Here is a 21,730-nt window from a genome sequence, read left to right as displayed (position 1 = left end):
AGTGGGCCGAACACATAAAAAAGGTCCCGATAGAGCACGTCTCCTTCCGCGATGCGCCAGGGAACATATAACTGGTTTCCATAATCGACCAGCAGGTCCGCCCACCGGCGCCATCCCCACGCGATCATTCCCGCACCAGCCAGAAACACGGGAATCAGTCCGGCATACCGGGCCAGCCCGGTGGATGCCCGGTCGTCTCTCACCGTGTGGGTCGGCTTCAATTTGGTGTCCTGTGAGATCGTCACGATGGATTATCGGTGATTGCGGATGAATGCTTCATAATCCGGACCCCGTAGCCCTTCCCGCTAAACGGCAATTCTCCAAACAGCGCGTCTTGCTGATAATTTTCCATCACCCACGCATACAGATCCCGCGCATAGTCCCGGCCAAAGTAGGGTGCACCCAGCCAGGAGTGGTCCATCTCCACGAATGCGATGTAAGGGGGCGGACGGGATTGAAGTCGTTTGAGGTAAGACTCTTCCCCGAAAAAATGTACTTCCGGAGGGGTAAAGAAAATAAATGGAAACGGATTCGGATGACGCGACAGGTAGTTCAACATGTTGCCGGCAGGAAAAACAGGGAATCCCGCCTGCGGATCCATTTCTTCCCGGATGTAATCCAGGGCCTGGTTCACGATTTCTCCCCGTGGATTTAAAAAAGGGTAATACTCCATTATTGTGTCGGACCCGGAACCGACTGGATAGTTTTTCAACGGATACAGCTTGTACGACATATTTCCATGAACCATGATAAAAACAAGGATCAATGCCGCATAAGCCAGTCGTGCAAAAGGTAAACCGTTCGTCCCCGTGGGCAACCGTGCCGGTAAATCATGTACGGCAAAACGGAGAAACAATAAAAAGGCGGGAAGCGCCAGCGCAAAACCGTAATGATACACGTGCACGTTGAATACGATCTTGAGCATCAGCATGAATGCATATACGGAAAAAACGAGAACGAAAAGATAGCGTCCGCGCTCCGCCGGGGTAGCCTGGATTAGCCGCCGGGCCTGGAAAAGCCCGTAAATCAATACGAAAATGGGGAGAGGGCGACCCAACTCCATCCACGAAAAGAAGGGCCAACCAGCTGCTAACGCCAGCAGAAGGAGCAACACCCCTGCGGTGACTGTGGTCGCGATGAGTGATTTCGCGCGGTGCAGCATTCGATGCATGCCCCCCACCATTGCCAGCACCGCGATCCATCCCAGCGCATAACCCAATCCCTTCACCAGGTTTCCGGACAGGTCGTCCATCCCGCGCATCCACTGGTAAAGGGGAAGGGTGCGCGTGAACGGGTCCAGCACATGCAACCAGGGACCGATCAAACCCTCAAAGGCCCTTTCCGCAGGCATCCTCAATGAAAAATAAACCCAGAACAGAAAGGGTGCCGCGAAAAACGAGAGGGCCCAGACCAGAGCCTTGAATATTTTGATGCGGGAAGGTTCCTCCCGAAAGTAAAGTGCCAGTGGCAGGCCGACGATCATTGCGGCAAACAAAGCGAGGAAGGCCTCCGGCTTGGTGAGGAAGACCAGGCCGGTGAGAAAGCCCAGCGCTATAAGAATCCGAACTGAAGGTCGCTCCACATACGAATGAAACAGGAACAGCGTGACGAACCCGAGAAAAACACCGTGCGTCAATTCGTAATTGTAAGGTGCAACGAAGTTGAAATTACCACCGCCCTGATACTGCGCTAAAGCAAAAACAACGACAAAAGACAAAGTGCAAAGCGAGGCGGTCAGCGCATCCGCAATACGCCGGAACAAAATAAATATCACACCCGAGAGCACCGCTATCAGTAAAAGGTTGAACCACACCAGCACCCGGAAACTCGTTCCGAACATCAAAAACAATAGAGCGTGCGCGTGACTGGATAGCGGGCCATACAGGTAAAACAGGTCACGGTAGAAAACGCGACCTTCGGCGATCTGCCAGGGAAGATAAAGCTGTGCGCCGTAATCGATCATCAGGTCCGGCCACCTGAGCCATCCGATGGATACCATGAAAACACCGGAGGCCGTCACCAGAAGAGGGCCCCACACGTTGGCCCGTTGTTCCAGAACACGGTCCCAGAAAGAGCGCTCCATATGAGGCGGGCTTCCGAGGGGGCTCCTTTCCGGAATTCCGGAAGTCCCTTCGGCGACACCGTCGGATGAATTGGAGATCGATTCGGTTTTCAATGCCGGATATATATAATGTATAGATTCCAGAAAAAGGCGACCCAGGTGGCCGGAATGGGTGCTGCCGCAACCCCTCAAGGAATTGGAATAACAGGTGTTTCCTTAAATATCAGGTTAAGGGTATACTACCCGAATTGCAACCGGCCCTCTTCGGTCCTGCCGGAACCCCGGAAACCAAACCAGCTTAAAAAAACGAAAGATACACGAAGCCAAATACGAGTCGGAACCCTATCATGATCCAAACTTTCATCGACAAAACACCTCAAGTACATTCCTCCGCGTGGGTTGCGGACAACGCCCGGGTGATCGGCGATGTCGTCATCGGCGAATCCAGCAGTGTCTGGTTCAACGCTACCGTCCGCGGGGACATCAATCACATCCGCATCGGCAAGCGCACCAACATTCAGGATGGATGCGTCCTTCATGTCGCCCGCAAAACCCTGCCGCTCATCATCGGTGACGAAGTGACCGTCGGCCACAATGCGGTTCTGCATGCCTGCACCATCCAGAACCAGTGCCTGATCGGCATGAGCGCAACGGTCATGGACGGTGCGGAGATCGGCGAGAACAGCATCGTCGGTGCCGGCGCGCTGGTGACCCCCGGTACCAAAATCCCGCCGCGAAGCCTTGCCGTCGGTTCCCCGGCGCGGGTCAAGCGCGAGTTGACGGACGAGGAAATCCGCAGCATCCGCGAGTCCGCTGCGCATTACGTTGCGGACCTCGAACATTATTTCGAGTGACCGGCTTCTTCCAAGGTGAAAGCCCATGCAAGCTAACCTCGCAGTCATCGGTGGCAGTGGCGCTTATCACCTGTTGACCCGGAACCTGCTGGGCGAGGAAGTTTCCTGTTCATCGAAATCCACTCCGTTCGGCGAAAGCGCCCCCCTGCATGAGTTCCGCTTCGGCGAAACAACGTTTCTGTTTCTGTCCCGGCATGGAGAGACCGACTACTCCCTCACCGCCCCGTTTGTCAATTACCGCGCCAACATTTACGCGCTGAAAGAATGCGGGGTGCAACGCATCATTGCGTGGAGCGGGCCCGGTATCATCAACCGTGCCTACCGTCCCGGCGAGTTCGTCCTGCCTCACGATGTGATCGACGAAACCCGGAACCGCGAATCCACGTTTTTCAAGGGACGGGGAGTGGGATTCATCCGTCAAAGCCATCCCTTCTGTCCGGAGGTGCGCGACGCTCTGCACGAAAGCATGCATCTCTCGGGCGTGACCCACCACGATAAAGCCGTGTACGTGTGCACGCAGGGACCGCGACTGGAATCGCCCGCCGAAATCAAAAAATTCCGCATCGTGGGCGCGGACCTCGTCGGCATGACGCTCTGTCCGGAGGCGTTTCTGGCGCGCGAGTTGGAGATGTGTTACGCCCCGGTCTGTTACCTCACCAATTACGCGGAGGGGGTGGTTGAGCGTGATTTCAAAAAAGGGGAACTGTTTGAAGGCATGCAAAGCAGTGAAGAAAAAACGCAGGTGGAGGCGGCGGTGCAGCGTTTTCCATCAATCATTGCCGGTGCTTTCACCCAACTGATGGATCGCGTCCCGCAGTGCAACTGCCCACATGCTCTCAAGCGTTACCGCGACAAGGGGATGATCGGGGACGACTGGCGCGAATGGGTGGGCCCGCCCTGATGCCTCCCTTGTTCGTTCAAGGGAATCGCAGGGATGCCGGATCCGGGTTGTATTTCAATATTTGATTCCGGTGTTTGTAATAAGCCGAATGCCACGGCAGGCCGGTGCGCACAAAAACCCGTGCACGGGGCCCTTCAAATATCTTCACCCAGCCCGGGGTCTTTTCCAGTTCCCGGTTCTCTTTGCCGGTCAGTATGAGGTCGTGTGGATAAAATTTCAGAAAATACTGCCAGCCCTGCCAGCCTTTATGAAACACCATGTTCTGCCTGACCAGCTTCGGCTCGTAAACGGTCCAGTAACGTCCGTCACTCGAAACTTTTGAATGCGGCAGGTGGAAAATAACGTACTGGCCCCAGTTGGTCGGCACCAGGATATTGCCATGGATGCGATTCTCTTTCAGGAAGCGCACGGCATGGATCGGAAAGTATCCCGGGTCCACCTTCAATTCGAATCCCGTGCGCTTGAGTTTAAACGCCTGCACGTTCACCTGGAACGCCGCGAAGGCAATGATGATCACCGCCAGCAGGGCATGCGCCAGGCGAGGCAGGACAGGGGAGAAAGAGGTGCGCGAACGGATCCGGTCCATGATCGCCGCAAGCTGCAGGGGCAGGTAAGGGGTCATCAGCAGCCCCGTCAATACCGTGTGGCGTACGTGCTTGATGCCGAAGTAAACCCCGAACAGAATGATTGCCACCTCCCACCAGCGTTTGGGAACAGGAGTTAGCAAGGTCGCCCCAAACAGCAGGACCAGGATTTTAAAATGCAGGTGACTGGCATCGAACAGGTTGAGAGCGTACCATTCCGTAACGTCGCGCGCCTGTGGAATGGTTTTCAGGAAAAAGGTGAGCAGGTCGATGCCGTAGGGATTGACCAGCATCGCCAGGCAGGACCCGACCCACGCGGCCAGCAGGTACTTCCAGTTCGATCCCCCGGTGAGCGCGTTGCGTATCGTTTCTACCGCCACGATCATCGAGAAGATGCCGAGCCCGGCCACCACGCCGCCGTGGCAGTTCACCCACAACACGAATACGGGGGGAATGAGGACCAGTGCGCTCCGGTTGCCATCGAAAAAATCATAAACAAGGTACAGGAGGACCGGCAGGAAAAAATACGTGGCCAGTTGCGGGCGCATGGCGAAACCGAACGCCAGCACATGCGTCAGCAAAATGAAATGAAACGCGTAAGCGAGAAGGTTGTTCGACCGTGAAAGGTAAAGGTCGGACAGAATGTGGATGATCGACAGGCCCAGCACGAGGCGGAACATCAACAGGCCGGAGGAACCCCACGCATCGTACAGCAGGTAGAACACCACCTCCATCAGCCATTCGTGGTTGATCCACGGACCTTTGGATGTGTAGGCGTACGGGTCGGTGAGGGGAATTTGCCCGGAGTTCCAGATCTCGCCGCCGTAGGTGATGTGGCCGAACAGGTCCGGGTCGGCGTACACGAAGGTGAACGCGTTCAACGCATACGCGTAAACGAGGAACTGAACGAGAGGACGATAGAATCGGGTGTAATCCATTGCCGGTGTGTTTCGATTCGGGTTTTCGATCGACAGGCCGTCGCGGTTCGTCCGGTGCACCACGCCGTCGGTTTCGGGCGACGGCGCTTTATCTTACCGGAAACATCGTCCTGAAAACACCATCGATTCTGATTTCAATCCATGTCCGCATGCATGTACACTAAGCGCAAAAATTCTGGACCATAACCGGCGGGCGACCGCCTTGGGATTGCATCCCGGGAGACACCGATGAAAGACTGCCCCTGCGGGCTCGATTCCCCTTACACCGACTGCTGTGGCCGGCTGATCCGCGGATCGGGGTACGCCGACACCGCCGAAGACCTGATGCGCGCCCGCTACAGCGCGTTCGTCATGAAGGAATGGAAATTCCTCGTCAATACGTTGTGCGCTGAAGAGCGGGCGGACAAATCGCCCAGGGATTTTGAAGAGGGGCTGGGTCCGGTGACGTGGCGCCGGCTGGAAGTCCACGGTTCGCGAAAAGGTGGCATCGCCGACGACACCGGCAGCGTCGAGTACGTCGCGCACTTCACCGAAGACGGCGAGGAGAAATCCCTGCACGAGACCGCCTCTTTTTTAAAAGAACAGGGGCGTTGGGTTTACAGCGAGGCCGGATCGAAATCGCACGTGCACGCCGAGGGACAGGGTTGCGGCCACGAACCCGCCGAGTCGAAAAAACCGTTTGTCCGCGACCAGCCGAAAGTGGGGCGGAACGATCCGTGTCCCTGCGGCAGTGGAAAGAAGTACAAGAAGTGTTGCGGCAAGTGAACAAAACGGGGTGAGCGATGCCCGGATTCGGTTGGAACATTCCCCTGCCTTACATCACCGGCGCGGTGTTCCTGGTTTTTCTGCTGGCGTTCGCCGTGTCGCCGTTCAGCCCGCGCTGGGAAAACATCCTGTTCAAAACCGGCGCCACCCTGTTCTGGGCCGTCCTTGCCTTGTGGGCCATCAAGGGATCCTGCACGCCTTCTTACAGAATTGAACGCCGGATTTTGTTCGGGCGTTTTATGGACAGACCTTATTTGCGCTGCGCGAGTTCTTCCGGCAGGCGGTCGAATCGACGCCGGGCGCGTTCAAATTTTTCCTGCTGGACGGCGATGCGGTTCAATAAATCCTGCCGCGCCTGGAGTTCTTTAAGCTGATCGATCAGGTAGCCCAGGCGATCGGGTGCGGGTTCGTACCGAAACGTCATGACACTTCACTCCCCCCCCTTGAAGGGCAAGGTTTCGAGATGGGAGGCGGGGAGCCTCCATTTGCGCCGGAAATTATAGCATGATATTGAAAAATAAGGAGTTATATTGTTTGTGGGCCGTTTTTTCGGGGATCCTATTTGGCTTTGAAATGGAGATGTTGTGTAAGAGGTTATGGTTCAAGGAGATGGTGGGGGGTCATTCGAAGAAGGCAGGCAGGGCGCGGTCTTCAGGTCACCCCCACCGGAAAATCTTTGTTGGAAAAGGAGGATTCCAGACCCGTGCGAAAACCGTTAAGCAGAATCCGTTTGAAAATGATTTCGATTGTTATCGGCAGTTCTAAAATGAATGTTCTCCTCCCCTCATGGGATTAAAAAAATTTATGCTAACCTCGATCCCATTTTAATCGAACGCATCTCAATTCAATCTGGAAACTGAAATTCATACGTGCGGGAATGAAATGAAACGGAAAATATTTGCATTTGCGGGACTGCTATTGGGAATGACCGTGTTTGGTACCGCCCACGCCGCATCGCTGGACGTGCCGCACCCGCGTTACGGTTTGAGCGTCGGCAATTCGGAGACCTTCCACGGTTTGCGGTTCAACCTTGCCGACGAGAACGTGCAGACGGTTCGCGGCATGAACTTCACCGTGTTCAACTGGAACGCTCACTACGAACAGCCGTACACGCTGACCGCCGACCGCATCGACGGCCTCGCTTTTGGATTGATGGGGCCGCGCGCCCGCGTGATCAACGGCCTCGCCCTCGGGTGCTGGCTGACGAACGTGGACACCATGCACGGAATCAACATCGCGCCCATTCACGTGATCGGCGGCACCAACACCGGGTTCACCTTCAGCCTCGTGCACACGCTGAGAAAAATGAACGGCATCGGCATCGGCATGGTGACCAACATCGAAAAGGAATCGAACGGCATCCTCATCGGCCTGCTGTACCTCACCTCTCCGAAAGTCAACGGGCTGGTGATCCAGGGCCTGTTCAGCGGCAAGGTGCAGGAGATACGGGGTGTTTCGCTGGAGTGGGGGAGTCTTGCGTTCCTCGCTTCCGGCATCCTTGCCGGGCTGGCCGTGGGCCCGGCTCCAGAGGCGACGGCCTCGCCTTCGTTTTCCCCGGTGGGATCGAAAAAACTGACGGGCCTGATGATCGGCGGCTACAACCTGGTCGAGGAACAGCAGGGGATCCTGCTGGGCCTGTTCGGCAACAGCATCAAGAAGGGTTCGGGATTGCAGATCGGCACGCTGTTCAACACGGCGGAAACATTCGACGGAGTTCAGATCGGTTTCATCAACCACATCGAGGAAAACCCGTTCCTGTTCCGCTGGATGCCGGGCATCAATTTCCACTTCGGTGGCGGCGACGAGGAAACCGAGTGACCTGGCTTCGTTTCTCCCTTTCTTTACTTTGAACCATCGCTACTTTTTTTAATTGAAAATACGGAAATTGCATGACTGGTTGCGTTTTCCGGGAACATTAAGCGCTCCGGTTTTTGGAATTCCTGATATTATTTGGATGAATTTTGAATTGGGAGTCTGTCATGAATTGGAAACGCGTAATGGCAACGGTGGCGGTGAGCGTCCTGGTTTTTTCCGGCTGTGCGACCTCCGGCGGGCAGGACCAGGGAAATGTGAAGCAGATGACCATCGGCACCGTGCAGAGCGAAATCAAGATGGGCATGTCGGCGGCGCAGGTGGCGGAAGCGCTGGGTTCGCCCAACATCGTCACCACCGACGAAAAGCGGCGCGAGGTGTGGATTTACGACAAGGTGTCCTCCAACCGGGTGGACACCAGCAGTTCGGCTTACGGGACGCTCATTATTCTGGGCGGGAGCACCCGTTCCGGTTCCAGCACGAGCACGCAAAAGACCATGACCATCATCATCAAGTTCGATGAAAACAAAATGGTGCGGGACTTTGCCTACAACTTCACGCAGTTCTGATTCCGGTCTTCCCCGCCGCGCCCGGCTCTGGTGGGTGCTGATGGTCTGCGCGGTGACGGGAAGCGGTTGCGTCACCAGGGTCGAGGATCCGGCGACGCTGTTCACCCTCACCCCCGAAAGCGCCCAGCACCGCGCCCTGCAAACCCGCTACTTTGAAACCACGGACGAGCAGGCCCTTCTCTCCGCCTCCGCGGCGGTGCTGCAGGACCTCGGCTTTCAAATCCAGGAAAGCGTGCGCGACCTCGCCCTTCTGCGGGCTTCCAAGGAACGCAGCGCCTACGAATACGGGCAGGACATCACCCGCTTTTTCATGGTCTTGGCGGGGGCCTTTGGGCAAACCGTCATCCTGGTTCCCATCGACCTGCACCAGAAGATCGGCGCGACGCTGGCAATGCGCCCCGCAGACGCGCAGGGGAAAAAGTATTCGGTGCGCATCACCTTCTACCGCGTCATCTGGGAAAGCGACGGCCAAAGCGGCGATCATTACATCCCTCCCGGCAGCCAGCGGATGGAGATGATCCACGACGCAGACATTTACCAGCAGTTCTTCGCCAAACTATCCAAGAGCGTGTTTCTGGAAGCTCATAAAATTTAAAATGGGAGCCTCTATGCGCCGACACACTGCCTTGTTTTTACTGGTCTCGTTGTGGCTGATCCTTTCGGCCTGCGGACCCCGCGCCGTGCCCACGGAATTGCTGGCGCCTTCCGCCCAGCAGTTGAAACTGCGCAGTTTCCAGACGCGGAGTTTTGAAGTCAAAGACCGGCAGCAAGCCGTGCGGGGGGTGATCGCGGCGTTGCAGGACCTGGGCTTCATCGTCGAGCGGGCGAACGGTCCCCTGGGACTCGTCACTGCCGGCAAGTTCGCCGAACCCAGCTACGTGGACCTGATTGAACTCACCGTCACCGTGCGACCGAAAACCGAAACGCAGATGGAGTTCCGCGTGAACGCGGTGTTCAACACCAAGCCTATCGAGGATCCCAAGGTGTACCAGAACTTTTTCACCGTCTTGCAACGGGTGCTGTTCGCCACCCCACAGGGATGACAGGTTGAAAATGCACTCGATTCCAAAACACCGCGTGCTTTCAATGATGCTTGCGGCATTTGTGTTTTCCGGATGCTCCATGTACTCGGTGGAGAGGCAGTGGAACTCCAAAAGCCAGATCCTGATGTCGGAGGCCAGCCAGGTGAAACTGCGCGCACAGCAGACGCAGGTGTTCGACACAACGGACCTGGATGCGGTGATGCAGGCGGTGGTCGCCACCCTGCAGGACCTGGACTTCACGCTGGAGGTGGCGGACCCGGAGCTGGGCGTGTTCTCAGCGAACAAACTGCACCACGACGGCAACGACGGTTACAAGGATATTTCCTACACCCTGTATGACGGGGATGAGCTGTTGATGTTCGCACGGAACTACCGGACGTGGGGCCCCTTCCAGCACCGCCGCGACCTGGTACGGTTCACGGTCACCGTTCGGCCGAAAAGCGCCTCGCAGCTCATGGTCCGTGCCAGTATGCAGTACGACCTGCGTGCGGTCGAAGATCCCGCCATCTACCAGAGATTTTTCAAATCGCTCCGCCAGTCGATGTTCCTCTCCTCCAATCAATAGCGGAACGTTTGCATCCTTTCTTCCCGTCCAGAAACAAGTTTCAGCGTGAGCGTGCGCACCGGAATCCGGCGAAGGGAAGCCGTTCTTCCGGGTCGGCGGGGGTGCGGTCGGCGGGACGCACGCCGGTGGAATAATTAACCCACGATCCGCCGCGCATGATTTTCATGCCGTCCCCGCCGGAAACCCGTGGGTTGCGACGCGACCCTTCCCGGTAGGCGTCGTAGGCGTAGTCGTCCTGCACCCACTCGTATACATTGCCCGCCATGTCGAACAGACCGTAACCGTTCGGCGGAAACGATCCGGGAGGGGCGGTGTGCCGGTAACCATCCTCGAACTGTTTTTCATTCCAGCGTTCGTCGCAGGCGGCATCGCAGAAATTGGCTTTTCCCGACTCCATGCGGTTGCCCCAGGGGTAGATGGTGTTGACGCCGCCCTTCGCCGCCTTTTCCCACTCCGCCTCGGTCGGCAGGCGTTTGCCCACTTTGCGGCAATACGTATCTGCTTCTTTCCAGGTGACGTTTTCCACGGGCAGGTTGTCGCCTTTGAACTTCGACGGGTTGCTTCCCATCACCCTGCGATACTCGTCCTGAGTCACTTCATGGATGTCGATCTCGAAAGGGTCGAGGTGGACCCGGCGGGGCGGGGCTTCGTCGCGGAACCATTTTCCCTCGCAGGGGTCGTTGTGCTCGACGCACAGCCGGTAACCGATCTGCGGGTTGGCTCCCTGCACAAACTCGCCGGCCGGGATGAGGGCCATGCCGGGAAAAGTCGGCGCGTCCGCCAATGCGGCAGGCGGGGAAACGGGCATGCCGAGGACCAGCAGAGCCGTGCCCGCCAGCAGAAACCGTTGGTTTAAAGGGAGTGTTTTCCTGATATGCATAAGCTCTGGAACGGTGTTGGGTGCAGGGTTCGAAACCAGGCCAGACGAATGAATATTATACCCGTTGCACGCGGGCGGAAAAACCGGAACAAAATCCCCGCGGCCTGCATCTAAATTTATGGAAACCCTCGAACGGAAAAGCCAAGAAGGCGTCGATCGGGTTTTCTCGAGGAAAGGAGAGGGTGTCATGATTGCGGTCGAAAAACTGGGTGACAACCGCGTTTCGCTGACGTTGCCGGAAAAAATCGAGGCCAGCGATTTTCCCGCCGCGGCGCCGGAGGTGGACGGACTCATCGAACGGTACGGACGCATCCGCCTGCTGCTCAACCTGGCTTCGCTTCGCCGCTGGGACGGCTGGCAGGCGCTCCGGGAACACATTACGTTTGTACGCGCGCATCATCAGCATATCCAGCGCATCGCGGTGGTGGTGGGTCCCTTCTGGCAAAGAGTCGCCGTGCGGGTGATGCGCGTCATACTCCACGCCCGGGTGCGCATGTTTGAAACGACGGAACTGGATGCGGCGCGCGCCTGGTTGCAGGAAGACGGCGTGAAATAATGAAAAATCCGGCAACACGGTTATGAACGCGCAACGGATATTGATCGTTGCGGGCGTGGTGTTGCTGGTGGTGGGGTTGCTCTGGCCGTGGATCGGCAAACTGGGACTCGGCCGCCTGCCCGGAGACATCACCATCCGCCGCGACAACTTCAGCATTTACTTTCCGATCACTACCTGCATTGTGCTGAGCGTGGTGGCGACGTTGATCTTCTGGCTGTTCCGCAAGTGATCCGCCGCGTCAGGTTGCTCGCCTGCGGCGAGGCGCGGGTACTCAGCCTTTGAAGCGCGACCACGCCGACTCGACACCCGATTTCAAGTCGTCCCATGACTTGTCGAGACCGGTCTTCAAATCCTCCCACGCGCCTTCGCTGGCGGTCTGCACGTCCTTGAGCTTCGCCTGCATGTCGGCTTTTTTCTTCCGCATTGCTTCCACTTCGTCCAGGTACTTCACCTGAGCTTTAGCCTCTGCCTGATTGGCCTTCGCTTTCAGCTTGTCGATGTCCGCGGAGACTTCATCCAGTTTGGACTGCATCCAGTTGATGTATTCTTCCTTCTTTCCCATACGTGCCTCCTTTTTTATTTTTCATTATACGTTTCTGTGGATTGAGATGCAGGGAACCCCTGCCGCGTTGCAAAAGGTGGGGATTGAAAGTACCTGAAATTGCTTGTTGAATATGAGGTGGTATTGTTGTCTTGCGGATCTGCCGTTTTCACAATTGACCCCGGGCGCAGTCGGGAATTAATGTAAGAGACTACGTAATTTTAAGGGAGGTGGACTATGGAGTTGCAAAAGAGGGGAGCGGTGTCTTTCACGTGGCGGTGGATCGGGCTGATGGTTCTCATGCTGGGGCTGGTGGCGTGCGGCCATTCGCATTCACACGGCGGCAAGCGTTACTGGAGTGCGGACCGCGACCAGTGGCAAAAACCGGAAGCGGTTATCGCCGCCCTTCAACTGCAACCCGGCACGGTCGTCGCCGATCTCGGTTCCGGCACCGGTTACTTCACGCACCGCCTGGCCGGCGCGGTGGGCACAGGGGGACGGGTGTATGCCGTCGACATCGACCGCGACCTGCTGGCGGAGGTGGGTCTGCTCGCCCGCAAGAAAAACCTGGGCAACATCCAACTGGTGCGCGCGGCCAAACACGATCCCCAGCTTCCCGAACCCGTGGACGTGATTTTTTCCTCGAACGTTTACCACCACCTCGAAGACCGGGCCGCATACTTTGAGAACGCGAAGAAGTATCTGAAACCCGGCGGGCGGGTGGCGATCCTCGATTTCCGCGAAGGCGCGTTCCGTCACTTCACGCGGCGGGCGACGGTGGTTGAGGAGTTCGAACTGGCGGGATACGCGCTGGTGGAAGAACACAGCTTCCTGCCGCGGCAGAATTTTCTGGTTTTCGAGCCGCAAGCCCCTTAACGCTGTTCCCATTCCGGGTTCACCGGGCCCGCTTCTCCGGGAAAACTACCTGACAGGCGGGCCCGGATCGCGCCCGGTTTTGAGTCCGTTTGTATTCCGCATTGGGAAATAATCCCTTTTCCTTCCTGAGAAGACCAGAAACTCCATAGAATTCAAAGCCAAAAAAAATTAAAAAAATCGGTTGACAATAAGCCCGCTTATGTTATGATTATGATAATGATTTTCAAAATCATAGCTGAAGGACTTCAGGCATCCATTTAGCTGAATTTTGAAACCTCAATTTACCGCGTTACCGGGTCCGTGTGAGGAGGGACCGGGGGCTGTGATTCCCGACTGGGGTTGGGAGTTAAGGAAAGGTTGATGGTTCCTCGGCCATTCCCAGCTCCTGGTCCTTGACCCGGCTTGAAGGCAAACCTCCCTTGGTTTGTTGCAGTAGGTTCAAACGCATTGGTTCTTGCGCGGCCCGGCGGGCCGTCTTCCCCCGCCGGTCGCGTCTGGAAAGAGGGGGTCGTTTCCACTTTCTCAAAACAGGCTTACCCCTCCCGTGGAAACGGCACCCTCTTCTTCCAACTCTTCTTTCCGATTCCAATTCACCCCTGACCTCGGCAATCAAAACGTCACCCGGAAAATTTCGAATAGAAATTCGGCGCCCGGCGCTATTCAGGCTTTGAGAAAGTCGGGAACTTTTTCCGCCCACTTGCCTTTGAACAGTTTGCCCGCATGTTCGATGTAGGCGCGGCTCATTTCCTCCAGCCGCGCGGTATCTTCTGCCAGTTCTTCCACTTTCACCCACAGATTCCAGTGGTGGGCGATGGACCACGCGGGGTCGTTCAGGCGGCAGTCGGGCAGGCGAAAATGAAACGTGGGGCGGGGTTTGGTCAATTCATCGGTGACCAGTTGCTGCATCAGGTCTTCGTTGATGTGGGAAAGCAGGGGAAACAAATCCAGTTCGCGGTTGCGCGTGTCGTTGAATTTCACGTAATCGCGGATGAATGATTCTTCATCGGGCTGGTATTCCGGATTCAGCACTTTCAGTATGTACGGTTCCTGAAACGCGCGGATGTAGGGCGACAGCTTGCGCGCGAGGTCGATGCCCATTTGTTCGTGCAGCCATTCGGCGAGAAGCAGGTAGGCGCGAAGCACATTCAAGATCCACGTGCAATCCTGGACGGCCACTTCGGGATTCAGGTGCATGCCGAACGCGTAGAAAACGCCCTCGTCGGTGCCCTTCACCTTGAGCTTGCGCAGTTCCGCGACCAGCTGTTCGAGTTTTCCAAGACGGTCGAGAGGGATGGGGGGCGTCACCAGTTCGTACGGGACGACGTGTTTCATGACATCGCCCACCGCTTCCAGGATGTCATCGAACAATTCCTGCGGCAGCAGTTCGTCGATGAGGGGCACCTCCTCCTTGTTGGGCCGTTCCCAGTGCACGTACTGGGTGTCGAGCTCGATGGTGAACGTGCCAAGGGTCGTGTCCCGGATTTTGAACAGGTGGGGGTCGATGCGGTCGATGGTTCCCGGGTAGATGCGTTGTACGAGTTCGGCCAGCTGGCGGCCGTCTTCCGCGGCGAATTCCAGCTCAATTCCCACCGTACGCATCTCGCCCTGCGCATTGCGCGGTTCCGGGGGCATGCGGTATTCGGTTTCCATGGCTGCCTCCGTTCAGGGCCTTCACCTTTCACGAAACGAATGGGAGCGAAAGGAAAGGTAGATTTCAAAAATTTCTGGTTTCCTTATTATAATACGCGAACCCGGGGCTGTAAAAAGACAGGGTCTGGATTTTCCTTCCAGTTTGGGCCGAAGTCGCGTCGGATGTTCACGGAAAAACATGGCCGCCCCGGAGCGTGTTCCGTTTTACGGGGTGGTAAAATGGGTTTCCGTCTATATAATGTACAATTTTTCCAATTAGAGCGGGTTCTTCGGAAAACTTTTCATGACACACAAACACCCTGCGCCCATCGTTACGATTTGCATGCTGGTATTCATTCTTCTGGCCGGGTGCGAAAAACCGCCCGCGCAGCCGCTGATCCTGCCGGCGGGAGCCGAGCCCTCGTCGTTCATGTTCAATGAGCGCGGTACCGATTATTTTCACAAGGGCAACTACAGCGAGGCGGTGATCGCGTTCCTTCAGGCGAAGGCGGCCGACCCGCACGCGGGGGAGATCCATTTCAACATCGCGCTCTGCCGCCACATGATGGGACAGAAAGACAAGGTGCGGGATTCGCTGAAGCTTGCAAAAAAGTATGCGCGTGACAATCCGGAAATCCTGAAATCCCCGTTTTACCTGCAATACATGAAAGGGGAGGGGTGAGGCCACAACCCCAGGCACTCCCGTCAGTCCCTTAAAATGTCGCCTATCCCCTGCACCCGCGTTCCGTAGACGATGGGCGCCTCCTCCACAAATTTCCATTCCGGATTCCATTCCGTGTTGCGCAGACCTTCCAGAAGGGCATCGAACGCCTCGCGGTCGCGGTCGGCGTATTCGAAGTAGGTGACGAAGTCCGACTCGCCGTCGATGAAGCGCGACTGGTACAGCTTGCGGAAAATTTTCTGTATGTAGCGGAAGCCGATTTCATTGTGCCCCTCGTGGGCGGAGCCGAAGCGCTCCGGGTCCCGGAAGAAATACGATTCCCGTTTTTCCTGGGTCATCCCCCACCATTCTTTCGATTTGGAAAGCGGAAACACCACGGCGTTGGGCTGTTCAAAACCGGAGCCGCGTTGCGGCGCGTTCTGTTGCAACCGCTCCAGCGTCTCGGCGTCGGTGTAACGCAACTCGGAGGTGACGCCGTAGATGATTTTCAAGTCCAGCCGATGCCCGGCGGCTTCGCGAAACGCCTGGTAAAAACGTTCTATTTTCTCCCGGTCCATCGACTCCACGCGGATCACTCCCAGCGGTTCGGGCGTGAACGGTTTGCCGTACAGCGTGTACCGTACGGTTTTGATGTAGAGGATGTTTTCCGGTCCCGATTGCGCCGGTAAAAAATCGTTGGCGAACAGTTCGCCCGCCTGCTTGGTGAGGGCGGCCAGATCCCGTTTCCATTCTTCCGTCAACGCCGCCCCGGATTTGGGAAACAGGTAAATGAATCCGCCCCACTGCCCCTGCGCTGCGGATGCGGTCGTGGAGACGAGCAGGAGGAAAAGCAAAGCGAATATTGAAAAGGCTTTGGGAACACGAAGAGCCATATTGCCTCCGGAAAAGAAAACCGTTCAAGATTAAATGGAAGGGCGCGGTCCGAACAGGATCAGCGCCGCCCCGGCCAGGCACACAAGCGCGCCCAGGACATCCCACCGGTCGGGGCGCTGGCCTTCGATGCACCACAGCCACAACAGGGAAGCGGCGATGTACACCCCGCCGTATGCCGCGTAGGCGCGCCCGGCAAAGGGGCTTTCGATGCGCGTGAGCAGGAAGGCGAACGCGATCAGCGACAGGAGGCCGGGGATCGTCCAGAAGCCACTGCGGTCGAGACGCAACCACGCCCAGAACGCAAAACAGCCGCCAATCTCCGCCACCGCCGCCGTGATGTAATACGCAAACGCGTGCATGATGTCTCACCGCCCAGCTTACAGTGCCAACTCCAAGGGTTAATCGTGTTGTGAAAGGGACTGGTTTCCATGATACCAATACGTGGGTTTGGGCCCAAACAGCGTTTTCATTTAGAATGAGAAATGGCTTCACTCCAGAATGAATTCCATCCCACCCCGGACACCCCGCAACTGACCGTGCGTGCCGTCGTCACCGGCATGACCCTGGGGGCTTTGCTGGTTCCCTGCAACGTGTATAGCGGTTTGAAGATCGGCTGGTCGTTCAACATGTCCATCACCGCCGTGTTGCTGAGCCTCGCCTTCTGGCGGTTCGGTGAAAAGGTGGCGGACTCCCGACCGTGGGGCATTTACGAAAACAACATCAACCAGACCGCCGCTTCGGCGGGGGCGTCGATCGTGTCCGCCGGGCTGGTCGCGCCCATTCCGGCGCTGGCGCTGTTGACCGGCGAGCGGCTCGCGTGGAGCGTGCTTGCGGTGTGGACCTTCGCCATCAGCGCGCTGGGGCTGGTGATGGCGGTGGGACTGAGGCGGCAGATGCTGCTGGCGGAAAAACTTCCTTTTCCCGCCGGGGTGGCAACGGCGGAGGTTCTGCGCGACATTTATTCGCACGGCAAAGAAGCGACCGTGCGCCTTCAAATGCTGACGGCGAGCGCGGTTGTGGCCGCGGTGGTGAAAGTGCTGGAGACCACCACTTCCCTGGTTGGCCGGGTTGGATTGCCCGCGTCGTTCGGCTGGTCCGCTTCGGGCGCACTCAAGGCGGCGGGCTACCAGCAGGTCACATGGAAGAACCTCGGTTTCGTGTTCGATCCATCCCTGCTCATGGTCGGGTTCGGGGCGATCGTCGGTGTGCGTGTTGGATTGTCCCTGCTAATGGGTGCGGTTTTGGCGTGGGGCGTGCTGGGGCCATGGGCCCTTTCCCGCGGCTGGGCGCAGGCGGGGCCAAATGAAGCCGGCGCTTTCTGGTTCGCCGACATGGTGCCTTGGCTTCTGTGGCCGGGGGTGACGCTCATGGTGACCGCGTCGCTGACCTCCTTTGCCATCGCTTCCATCCGGGCCCTGCGTCACCGGAAGGAGAAACAGGTGGCGGATGAAATCGGCGACATGGCGCGGGGCGAGACCCGGCGCGGTTTTCGGGTGGGACTGGTGCTTGCGATGGGACTGGTTGTGGTGGCGCAGGTGACGTTGTTCGACATCACCCTGCGGATGGCGGCGGTGGCGGTGGTGCTGACGTTTTTTCTGGCGATTGTATCTGCCCGGGTGAGTGGTGAAACCGGAATCCCGCCCATCGGCGCGCTGGGCAAGGTGACGCAGTTGACCTTTGGTGTGCTGTCCCCCGCCAACGCCACCACCAACCTGATGTCGGCGAATGTCACCGGCGGGGCGGCGGGGCAGTGTTCCGACCTTCTGCACGATCTGAAAACGGGTTTGTTGATCCACGCTTCACCGCGACTGCAGAGCGTCGCCCAGGTGTTCGGCATCCTGGCCGGATCGCTGGCAGGCACGGCCGCCTACCTGTTTCTCATTCCCGATCCGCAGGCTATGTTGCTCACCGCCGAATGGCCCGCCCCCGCAGTGGCCACATGGAAGGCGGTGGCGGAAGTGTTTCAGCAGGGGCTGGGGGCACTGCCTGCGGGATCGGTCCCGGCCATGGCGGTGGCCGGAGGAGCGGGGTTGTTCCTGGCTTTTGGCGAACGGTTTCTTCCAGCGGATCTCCACCGATGGTTGCCAAGCGCGGCCAGCCTCGGGCTGGCTTTCATCATTCCCCCGTGGATATCCCTTTCCATGTTTATGGGGGGACTGCTTTCGTGGGGACTCGCCTGCCGGGTTCCCGAATGGCACCGTCGGTTTATGGTGGTGCTGGCGGCCGGCCTCGTTGCGGGGGAAAGCCTGGCCGGGGTGGTGCACGCCCTCATTCAATTGATATCCAGCTGATAATAAGTATCGAATTCAAACAAATTTCTATTAAGCTTCTATTGAAAATGATTATCATTATCTGTTATCCTATAAGTACAGTTTTACTAATATATTGAAAACTCAAACCGATAAGAAGGTTGCTCGTATGCTCCCGCTCCCCGGCTCCAATCGTTCAAGCAGAAGCAGTCAAATTGTTCTTTATGAACCCTTAAAGAGAAACTGCATGACATTTCCTTCCGGATTTGCGCAAATTCCGCAGATGGTCGCCATCATGGAAAACCTGGTGGAAGGGGTGATATTGACCGATGCAAAAGGGTTCATCCTGTGGACTAATTTTACGGTTCAGCAATTGCTGGATTTTTCCTCCTCGGAGCTTTCGGGTCGCAACATCCGGTCCCTGTTCGCCACCCCCACGATGGATTTCTGGGACATGCAGTTCAGTTATGAGGACGAGGACCCGGAACTCGCCTCCTTGCAAACAGGCACCTGCGAGATTCGCGGAATCGGCCGCACCGGTTCCCTGATTCCCCTCAGCTTGAAAATGGCACAGCTGGAACAGGGAACGGAACCGGGTCTGATGTTTGTGGTGCAGGACCTGTCTGAGAAGAAAAAAGCGGAAGAGACCATCAAGCACCTTGCCTATTACGATTCCCTCACCGGCCTGCCGAACCGTGAATTGTTCTGCGACCGGCTGATCCAGGCGCTGGCGCATTCGCAGCGGCACCGCGAACTGCTGGCACTGATGCTGGTGGATCTGGACGGGTTTCGGTCCGTCAACGACACCTATGGGGAGGATATGAGCAATCGCGTTCTGACGCAGGTTTCACACCGTATCAGCAACACCCTGCCTGAAGACAATTCCCTTGCACGTTTGAACGGAGATCGTTTCGGCCTGATTGTGCCACAGATCCAGAAAGCCGATGCCATGCACATCGGGCAACAACTGCTTGCGGCTTTTACCAAACCGTTTCCGTGCATGGACAAGGAAATCTTTGTCACCGGTTCGATTGGGATTGCGCTGTACCCGCACGACGGAGTCACGGCTCCCAGTCTCATCAAGAATGCGGAGATCGCCATGTCGCAGGCCAAGCGTTCGGGCAAGAACACCTATTTCTTTTTCGATCCGCGCATGGAGGAAAAGGCCAGTTCGCGCATGGAACTGGCGGGGTCCATTCGACGCGGGCTCAAGCAGAACGAATTCGAAGTGTTTTACCAGCCGCAAATCGATTTCCAGAGTGGCCGCCTGACAAGCACGGAGGCGTTGATCCGCTGGCGGCATCCGCAACTGGGCTGGGTTCCGCCGTCGACGTTCATTCCGCTGGCGGAGGAGACGGGGCTGATCCTCGACATCGGTGAATGGGTGTTGTCGCAGGCCTGTTCCCAGAACAAGAAATGGCAGACGATGGGACTGGGCAATCCGCGCATTGCGGTGAACCTTTCGGCCTGTCAGTTCCAGCAGGAAGGCCTGGCCCAGAATATTTCGTTCTTGCTCGATAACCTGGACATGAAATCGAGCACGCTGGAGGTGGAACTCACGGAAAGCACGTTCCTCGAGAACCCGGAAAAGGGAATGAAAATCATCGACGAGTTCCGCAACATGGGAGTGACGGTTTCCATCGACGACTTTGGTACGGGGTACTCGTCCCTCAGTTACATCAAAACCATCACCCCGGGCGTGCTGAAGATCGACCAGTCGTTTATCAATGAAGTCATCAATCCGACAAACAAGGCGATCGTGCAGGCCATCGTCACCATGGCAAAATCGCTGGAAATCGAAACCATCGCGGAAGGCGTCGAAACGCAGGAACAATTCGACATCCTGCGCGACATGGGTTGCGATAAATACCAGGGTTATTACTACTCCCCGCCCGTTCCCGCCGATGGCATGACGCAGATCATGATGCAGGATATGAAAAACTGAAACCGCCCTTCATCCTATTATTTTCTTTAACCGGTCAACAAGGCCGGAACCGTTTTTTCCCTTCTGCCTGAGGACCCCGTTTAACAGCGCGGCTCCGATCAGCCCCGAAACAAGTGACCCCGCCAGGATACCCAACCGCACATCGCTCCTGTCATCCAGTCCTCCCAATGAGAACGCCAGCGACCCGATAAAGAGGCTCATGGTGAAACCGATTCCGCAAAGGAAGGAAACCCCCAGTATCTGCGGCCAGGTGACCTTTCCCGGCAGGGAAATCCAGCCCATCCGTGTTGCCACCCAGCTGAACCCGACGATGCCCAGCGGCTTGCCGGCAATCAAACCCGCAAGGATCCCGAGTGTGACCGGCCGAAGCAGGCTTTCGGGTCCGAGGCCCTGCAGGGGAAGTCCCGAATTGACAAAGGCAAACAAAAGCAGGATGAAATAATTCACCCCGGGTTCCAGCTTACGTTCCAGCCAGAGACTGGGAGGGGTGCGGTTTTTCTTTTTGATGTTCTGGGGAATGGTGAACGCGATCATCACACCCGCCAGGGTGGCATGCACTCCGGATTTAAGCAGAAACAGCCAGAGCAGGAAGCCGACGATCATGTAAGGCCACAGGCGAAGGACCCCCGCCCGGTTGAAGAGAACCAGGATGAAAAAAGTTCCGGTGGCCAAAAGGATATTTAAGAGGGAAAGGTTTCCCGTATAAAACAGGGCGATGATGACGATCGCCCCGAGGTCGTCAAGAACCGCCAGCGACAGGAGAAACATTTTCAGATCGGAAGAAACCCGATTGCCAAAAAGGCTGAGGACGCCCAGCGCGAAGGCGATGTCCGTCGCCGTGGGAATGGCCCAGCCTTTCAGGGCGATGGGGTGTTCCCAGTTGATCCATGCATAAAGCATTCCCGGCACCGCCATGCCCCCGACCGCGGCAACGGCGGGAAACAGGAACTGCGACGGGGCGCCATGCCCTTCACCCAGGGTTTCACGTTTGATCTCCAATCCAATCAACAGAAAGAAAACCGCCATCAAGCCGTCGTTCACCCAGATGCGAAGGGGTTTGGAAACCACCAGATCGTCAACGCGGATTTCCACCAATGTTTCAATGAAGTCGTTGTAGGAAACGTGAAAAGGCGAATTTGCCAGGCCAATGGCGAAGATGGCCGCCAGACACAACAGAACCCCTTCGTGCGCTTCCCACTTTATGAAACGTTTCCACAATTTTTTGATGGCCACTATTCGTTCCCCTCAGACGGTACATGCCTTCTTTATGATTATAGACGCCAAACCCTTTATTGCGAAAGGGAAGGGGTATTGAACACTCTGCTTTGAAAATTTTTCTGCGAACTTGAATTGGTTTTTATTAAAGAAGTTTTGATGATTTTGAAGATGATTCTTAAAACTAATCC

24 protein-coding genes are annotated in these 21,730 nt (G+C 56.9%); 14 read left to right on the top strand and 10 right to left on the bottom strand.

The window, feature by feature from the left end; genetic code table 11:
- Window positions 1–241 precede the first annotated feature (241 nt).
- Complete coding sequence (locus ACTRW9_RS03355; protein WP_442428293.1) at window positions 242–1,963, bottom strand: hypothetical protein; 1,722 nt, start codon at window positions 1,961–1,963, stop codon at window positions 242–244.
- Window positions 1,964–2,409: 446 nt separating this feature from the next.
- Here ACTRW9_RS03355 and ACTRW9_RS03350 point away from each other — a divergent pair, with 446 nt between their 5' ends.
- Together ACTRW9_RS03350 and ACTRW9_RS03345 are read left to right on the top strand one after the other, a co-directional pair.
- Window positions 2,410–2,916 carry a gamma carbonic anhydrase family protein gene (locus tag ACTRW9_RS03350; RefSeq protein ID WP_442426731.1) on the top strand — a complete coding sequence of 169 codons (507 nt, stop codon included), beginning with the start codon at window positions 2,410–2,412 and terminating at the stop codon, window positions 2,914–2,916.
- 25 nt (window positions 2,917–2,941) lie between these two features.
- On the top strand, window positions 2,942–3,817 hold the full coding sequence (locus ACTRW9_RS03345) for an MTAP family purine nucleoside phosphorylase (protein ID WP_442428292.1): 876 nt from the start codon (window positions 2,942–2,944) through the stop codon (window positions 3,815–3,817).
- Window positions 3,818–3,833: 16 nt separating this feature from the next.
- Here the strand turns inward: ACTRW9_RS03345 and ACTRW9_RS03340 are convergent, their stop codons facing one another.
- Entirely contained in the window at window positions 3,834–5,402 is a 1,569-nt protein-coding gene (locus ACTRW9_RS03340; RefSeq protein ID WP_442428291.1) for a hypothetical protein, read from the bottom strand.
- Between the two features lie 165 nt (window positions 5,403–5,567).
- Between ACTRW9_RS03340 and ACTRW9_RS03335 the strand changes: the two genes are divergently transcribed.
- Complete coding sequence (locus ACTRW9_RS03335) at window positions 5,568–6,104, top strand: YchJ family metal-binding protein (protein ID WP_442428290.1); 537 nt, start codon at window positions 5,568–5,570, stop codon at window positions 6,102–6,104.
- Between the two features lie 49 nt (window positions 6,105–6,153).
- Here the strand turns inward: ACTRW9_RS03335 and ACTRW9_RS03330 are convergent, their stop codons facing one another.
- A complete protein-coding gene (locus ACTRW9_RS03330; RefSeq protein WP_442428289.1) occupies window positions 6,154–6,285 on the bottom strand; it encodes a hypothetical protein in 132 nt (43 codons plus the stop codon).
- A 69-nt stretch (window positions 6,286–6,354) separates the two neighbouring features.
- Entirely contained in the window at window positions 6,355–6,528 is a 174-nt protein-coding gene (locus tag ACTRW9_RS03325) for a hypothetical protein (RefSeq protein WP_442426726.1), read from the bottom strand.
- 458 nt (window positions 6,529–6,986) lie between these two features.
- Between ACTRW9_RS03325 and ACTRW9_RS03320 the strand changes: the two genes are divergently transcribed.
- The 5 genes from ACTRW9_RS03320 (at window position 6,987) to ACTRW9_RS03300 (ending at window position 10,093) form a co-directional block, all read left to right on the top strand.
- Entirely contained in the window at window positions 6,987–7,922 is a 936-nt protein-coding gene (locus tag ACTRW9_RS03320) for a hypothetical protein (protein ID WP_442428288.1), read from the top strand.
- 161 nt (window positions 7,923–8,083) lie between these two features.
- The gene (gene bamE / locus ACTRW9_RS03315) at window positions 8,084–8,485 is read left to right on the top strand and encodes an outer membrane protein assembly factor BamE domain-containing protein (RefSeq protein WP_442426724.1); all 402 of its coding nucleotides are present in this window, start codon (window positions 8,084–8,086) and stop codon (window positions 8,483–8,485) included.
- Window positions 8,460–9,080, top strand: a complete 621-nt coding sequence (locus ACTRW9_RS03310; protein ID WP_442428287.1) for a hypothetical protein — start codon at window positions 8,460–8,462, stop codon at window positions 9,078–9,080. The genes bamE and ACTRW9_RS03310 overlap by 26 nt, the downstream gene beginning before the upstream one ends.
- A gap of 13 nt (window positions 9,081–9,093) precedes the next feature.
- Entirely contained in the window at window positions 9,094–9,528 is a 435-nt protein-coding gene (locus ACTRW9_RS03305; RefSeq protein WP_442428286.1) for a hypothetical protein, read from the top strand.
- Between the two features lie 10 nt (window positions 9,529–9,538).
- Window positions 9,539–10,093: a hypothetical protein gene (locus ACTRW9_RS03300; RefSeq protein ID WP_442428285.1), complete on the top strand. Its 555-nt coding sequence runs from the start codon at window positions 9,539–9,541 to the stop codon at window positions 10,091–10,093.
- Window positions 10,094–10,133: 40 nt separating this feature from the next.
- Here the strand turns inward: ACTRW9_RS03300 and ACTRW9_RS03295 are convergent, their stop codons facing one another.
- Entirely contained in the window at window positions 10,134–10,973 is an 840-nt protein-coding gene (locus ACTRW9_RS03295) for a formylglycine-generating enzyme family protein (protein ID WP_442428284.1), read from the bottom strand.
- Between the two features lie 187 nt (window positions 10,974–11,160).
- Here ACTRW9_RS03295 and ACTRW9_RS03290 point away from each other — a divergent pair, with 187 nt between their 5' ends.
- Both ACTRW9_RS03290 and ACTRW9_RS03285 read left to right on the top strand, forming a co-directional pair.
- Window positions 11,161–11,529, top strand: coding sequence for an STAS/SEC14 domain-containing protein (locus tag ACTRW9_RS03290; protein ID WP_442428283.1), 369 nt, complete (start codon window positions 11,161–11,163; stop codon window positions 11,527–11,529).
- Window positions 11,530–11,551: 22 nt separating this feature from the next.
- On the top strand, window positions 11,552–11,758 hold the full coding sequence (locus ACTRW9_RS03285; RefSeq protein ID WP_442428282.1) for a DUF2905 domain-containing protein: 207 nt from the start codon (window positions 11,552–11,554) through the stop codon (window positions 11,756–11,758).
- A 42-nt stretch (window positions 11,759–11,800) separates the two neighbouring features.
- Here the strand turns inward: ACTRW9_RS03285 and ACTRW9_RS03280 are convergent, their stop codons facing one another.
- Window positions 11,801–12,091 carry a coiled coil domain-containing protein gene (locus tag ACTRW9_RS03280; protein ID WP_442428281.1) on the bottom strand — a complete coding sequence of 97 codons (291 nt, stop codon included), beginning with the start codon at window positions 12,089–12,091 and terminating at the stop codon, window positions 11,801–11,803.
- Between the two features lie 216 nt (window positions 12,092–12,307).
- Here ACTRW9_RS03280 and ACTRW9_RS03275 point away from each other — a divergent pair, with 216 nt between their 5' ends.
- The gene (locus tag ACTRW9_RS03275) at window positions 12,308–12,946 is read left to right on the top strand and encodes a class I SAM-dependent methyltransferase (RefSeq protein WP_442428280.1); all 639 of its coding nucleotides are present in this window, start codon (window positions 12,308–12,310) and stop codon (window positions 12,944–12,946) included.
- A gap of 660 nt (window positions 12,947–13,606) precedes the next feature.
- Here the strand turns inward: ACTRW9_RS03275 and ACTRW9_RS03270 are convergent.
- The gene (locus ACTRW9_RS03270) at window positions 13,607–14,596 is read right to left on the bottom strand and encodes an amidoligase family protein (RefSeq protein WP_442428279.1); all 990 of its coding nucleotides are present in this window, start codon (window positions 14,594–14,596) and stop codon (window positions 13,607–13,609) included.
- Between the two features lie 283 nt (window positions 14,597–14,879).
- Here ACTRW9_RS03270 and ACTRW9_RS03265 point away from each other — a divergent pair, with 283 nt between their 5' ends.
- Entirely contained in the window at window positions 14,880–15,257 is a 378-nt protein-coding gene (locus ACTRW9_RS03265; RefSeq protein WP_442428278.1) for a hypothetical protein, read from the top strand.
- Window positions 15,258–15,280: 23 nt separating this feature from the next.
- On the opposite strand, the gene ACTRW9_RS03260 is transcribed toward ACTRW9_RS03265, so the two are convergent.
- Together ACTRW9_RS03260 and ACTRW9_RS03255 are read right to left on the bottom strand one after the other, a co-directional pair.
- Window positions 15,281–16,129, bottom strand: coding sequence for a chlorite dismutase family protein (locus ACTRW9_RS03260; protein WP_442428277.1), 849 nt, complete (start codon window positions 16,127–16,129; stop codon window positions 15,281–15,283).
- Window positions 16,130–16,159: 30 nt separating this feature from the next.
- Window positions 16,160–16,489 (bottom strand): YnfA family protein, encoded by a 330-nt coding sequence (locus ACTRW9_RS03255; RefSeq protein ID WP_442426712.1) that lies wholly within the window; start codon window positions 16,487–16,489, stop codon window positions 16,160–16,162.
- Between the two features lie 123 nt (window positions 16,490–16,612).
- Between ACTRW9_RS03255 and ACTRW9_RS03250 the strand changes: the two genes are divergently transcribed.
- Together ACTRW9_RS03250 and ACTRW9_RS03245 are read left to right on the top strand one after the other, a co-directional pair.
- Window positions 16,613–18,421 (top strand): OPT family oligopeptide transporter, encoded by a 1,809-nt coding sequence (locus ACTRW9_RS03250; protein ID WP_442428276.1) that lies wholly within the window; start codon window positions 16,613–16,615, stop codon window positions 18,419–18,421.
- A gap of 205 nt (window positions 18,422–18,626) precedes the next feature.
- The gene (locus ACTRW9_RS03245; RefSeq protein WP_442426710.1) at window positions 18,627–20,324 is read left to right on the top strand and encodes a sensor domain-containing protein; all 1,698 of its coding nucleotides are present in this window, start codon (window positions 18,627–18,629) and stop codon (window positions 20,322–20,324) included.
- A gap of 9 nt (window positions 20,325–20,333) precedes the next feature.
- Here the strand turns inward: ACTRW9_RS03245 and nhaA are convergent, their stop codons facing one another.
- Complete coding sequence (gene nhaA / locus ACTRW9_RS03240) at window positions 20,334–21,557, bottom strand: Na+/H+ antiporter NhaA (RefSeq protein WP_442428275.1); 1,224 nt, start codon at window positions 21,555–21,557, stop codon at window positions 20,334–20,336.
- Window positions 21,558–21,730 lie beyond the last annotated feature (173 nt).

Source organism: Nitrospina sp. 32_T5 (assembly GCF_052156635.1).
Lineage (GTDB): Bacteria > Nitrospinota > Nitrospinia > Nitrospinales > Nitrospinaceae > Nitrospina.
The sequence above is the reverse complement of the archived record's forward strand: the minus strand, read 5'-3'. Positions and strand labels throughout refer to the sequence as shown.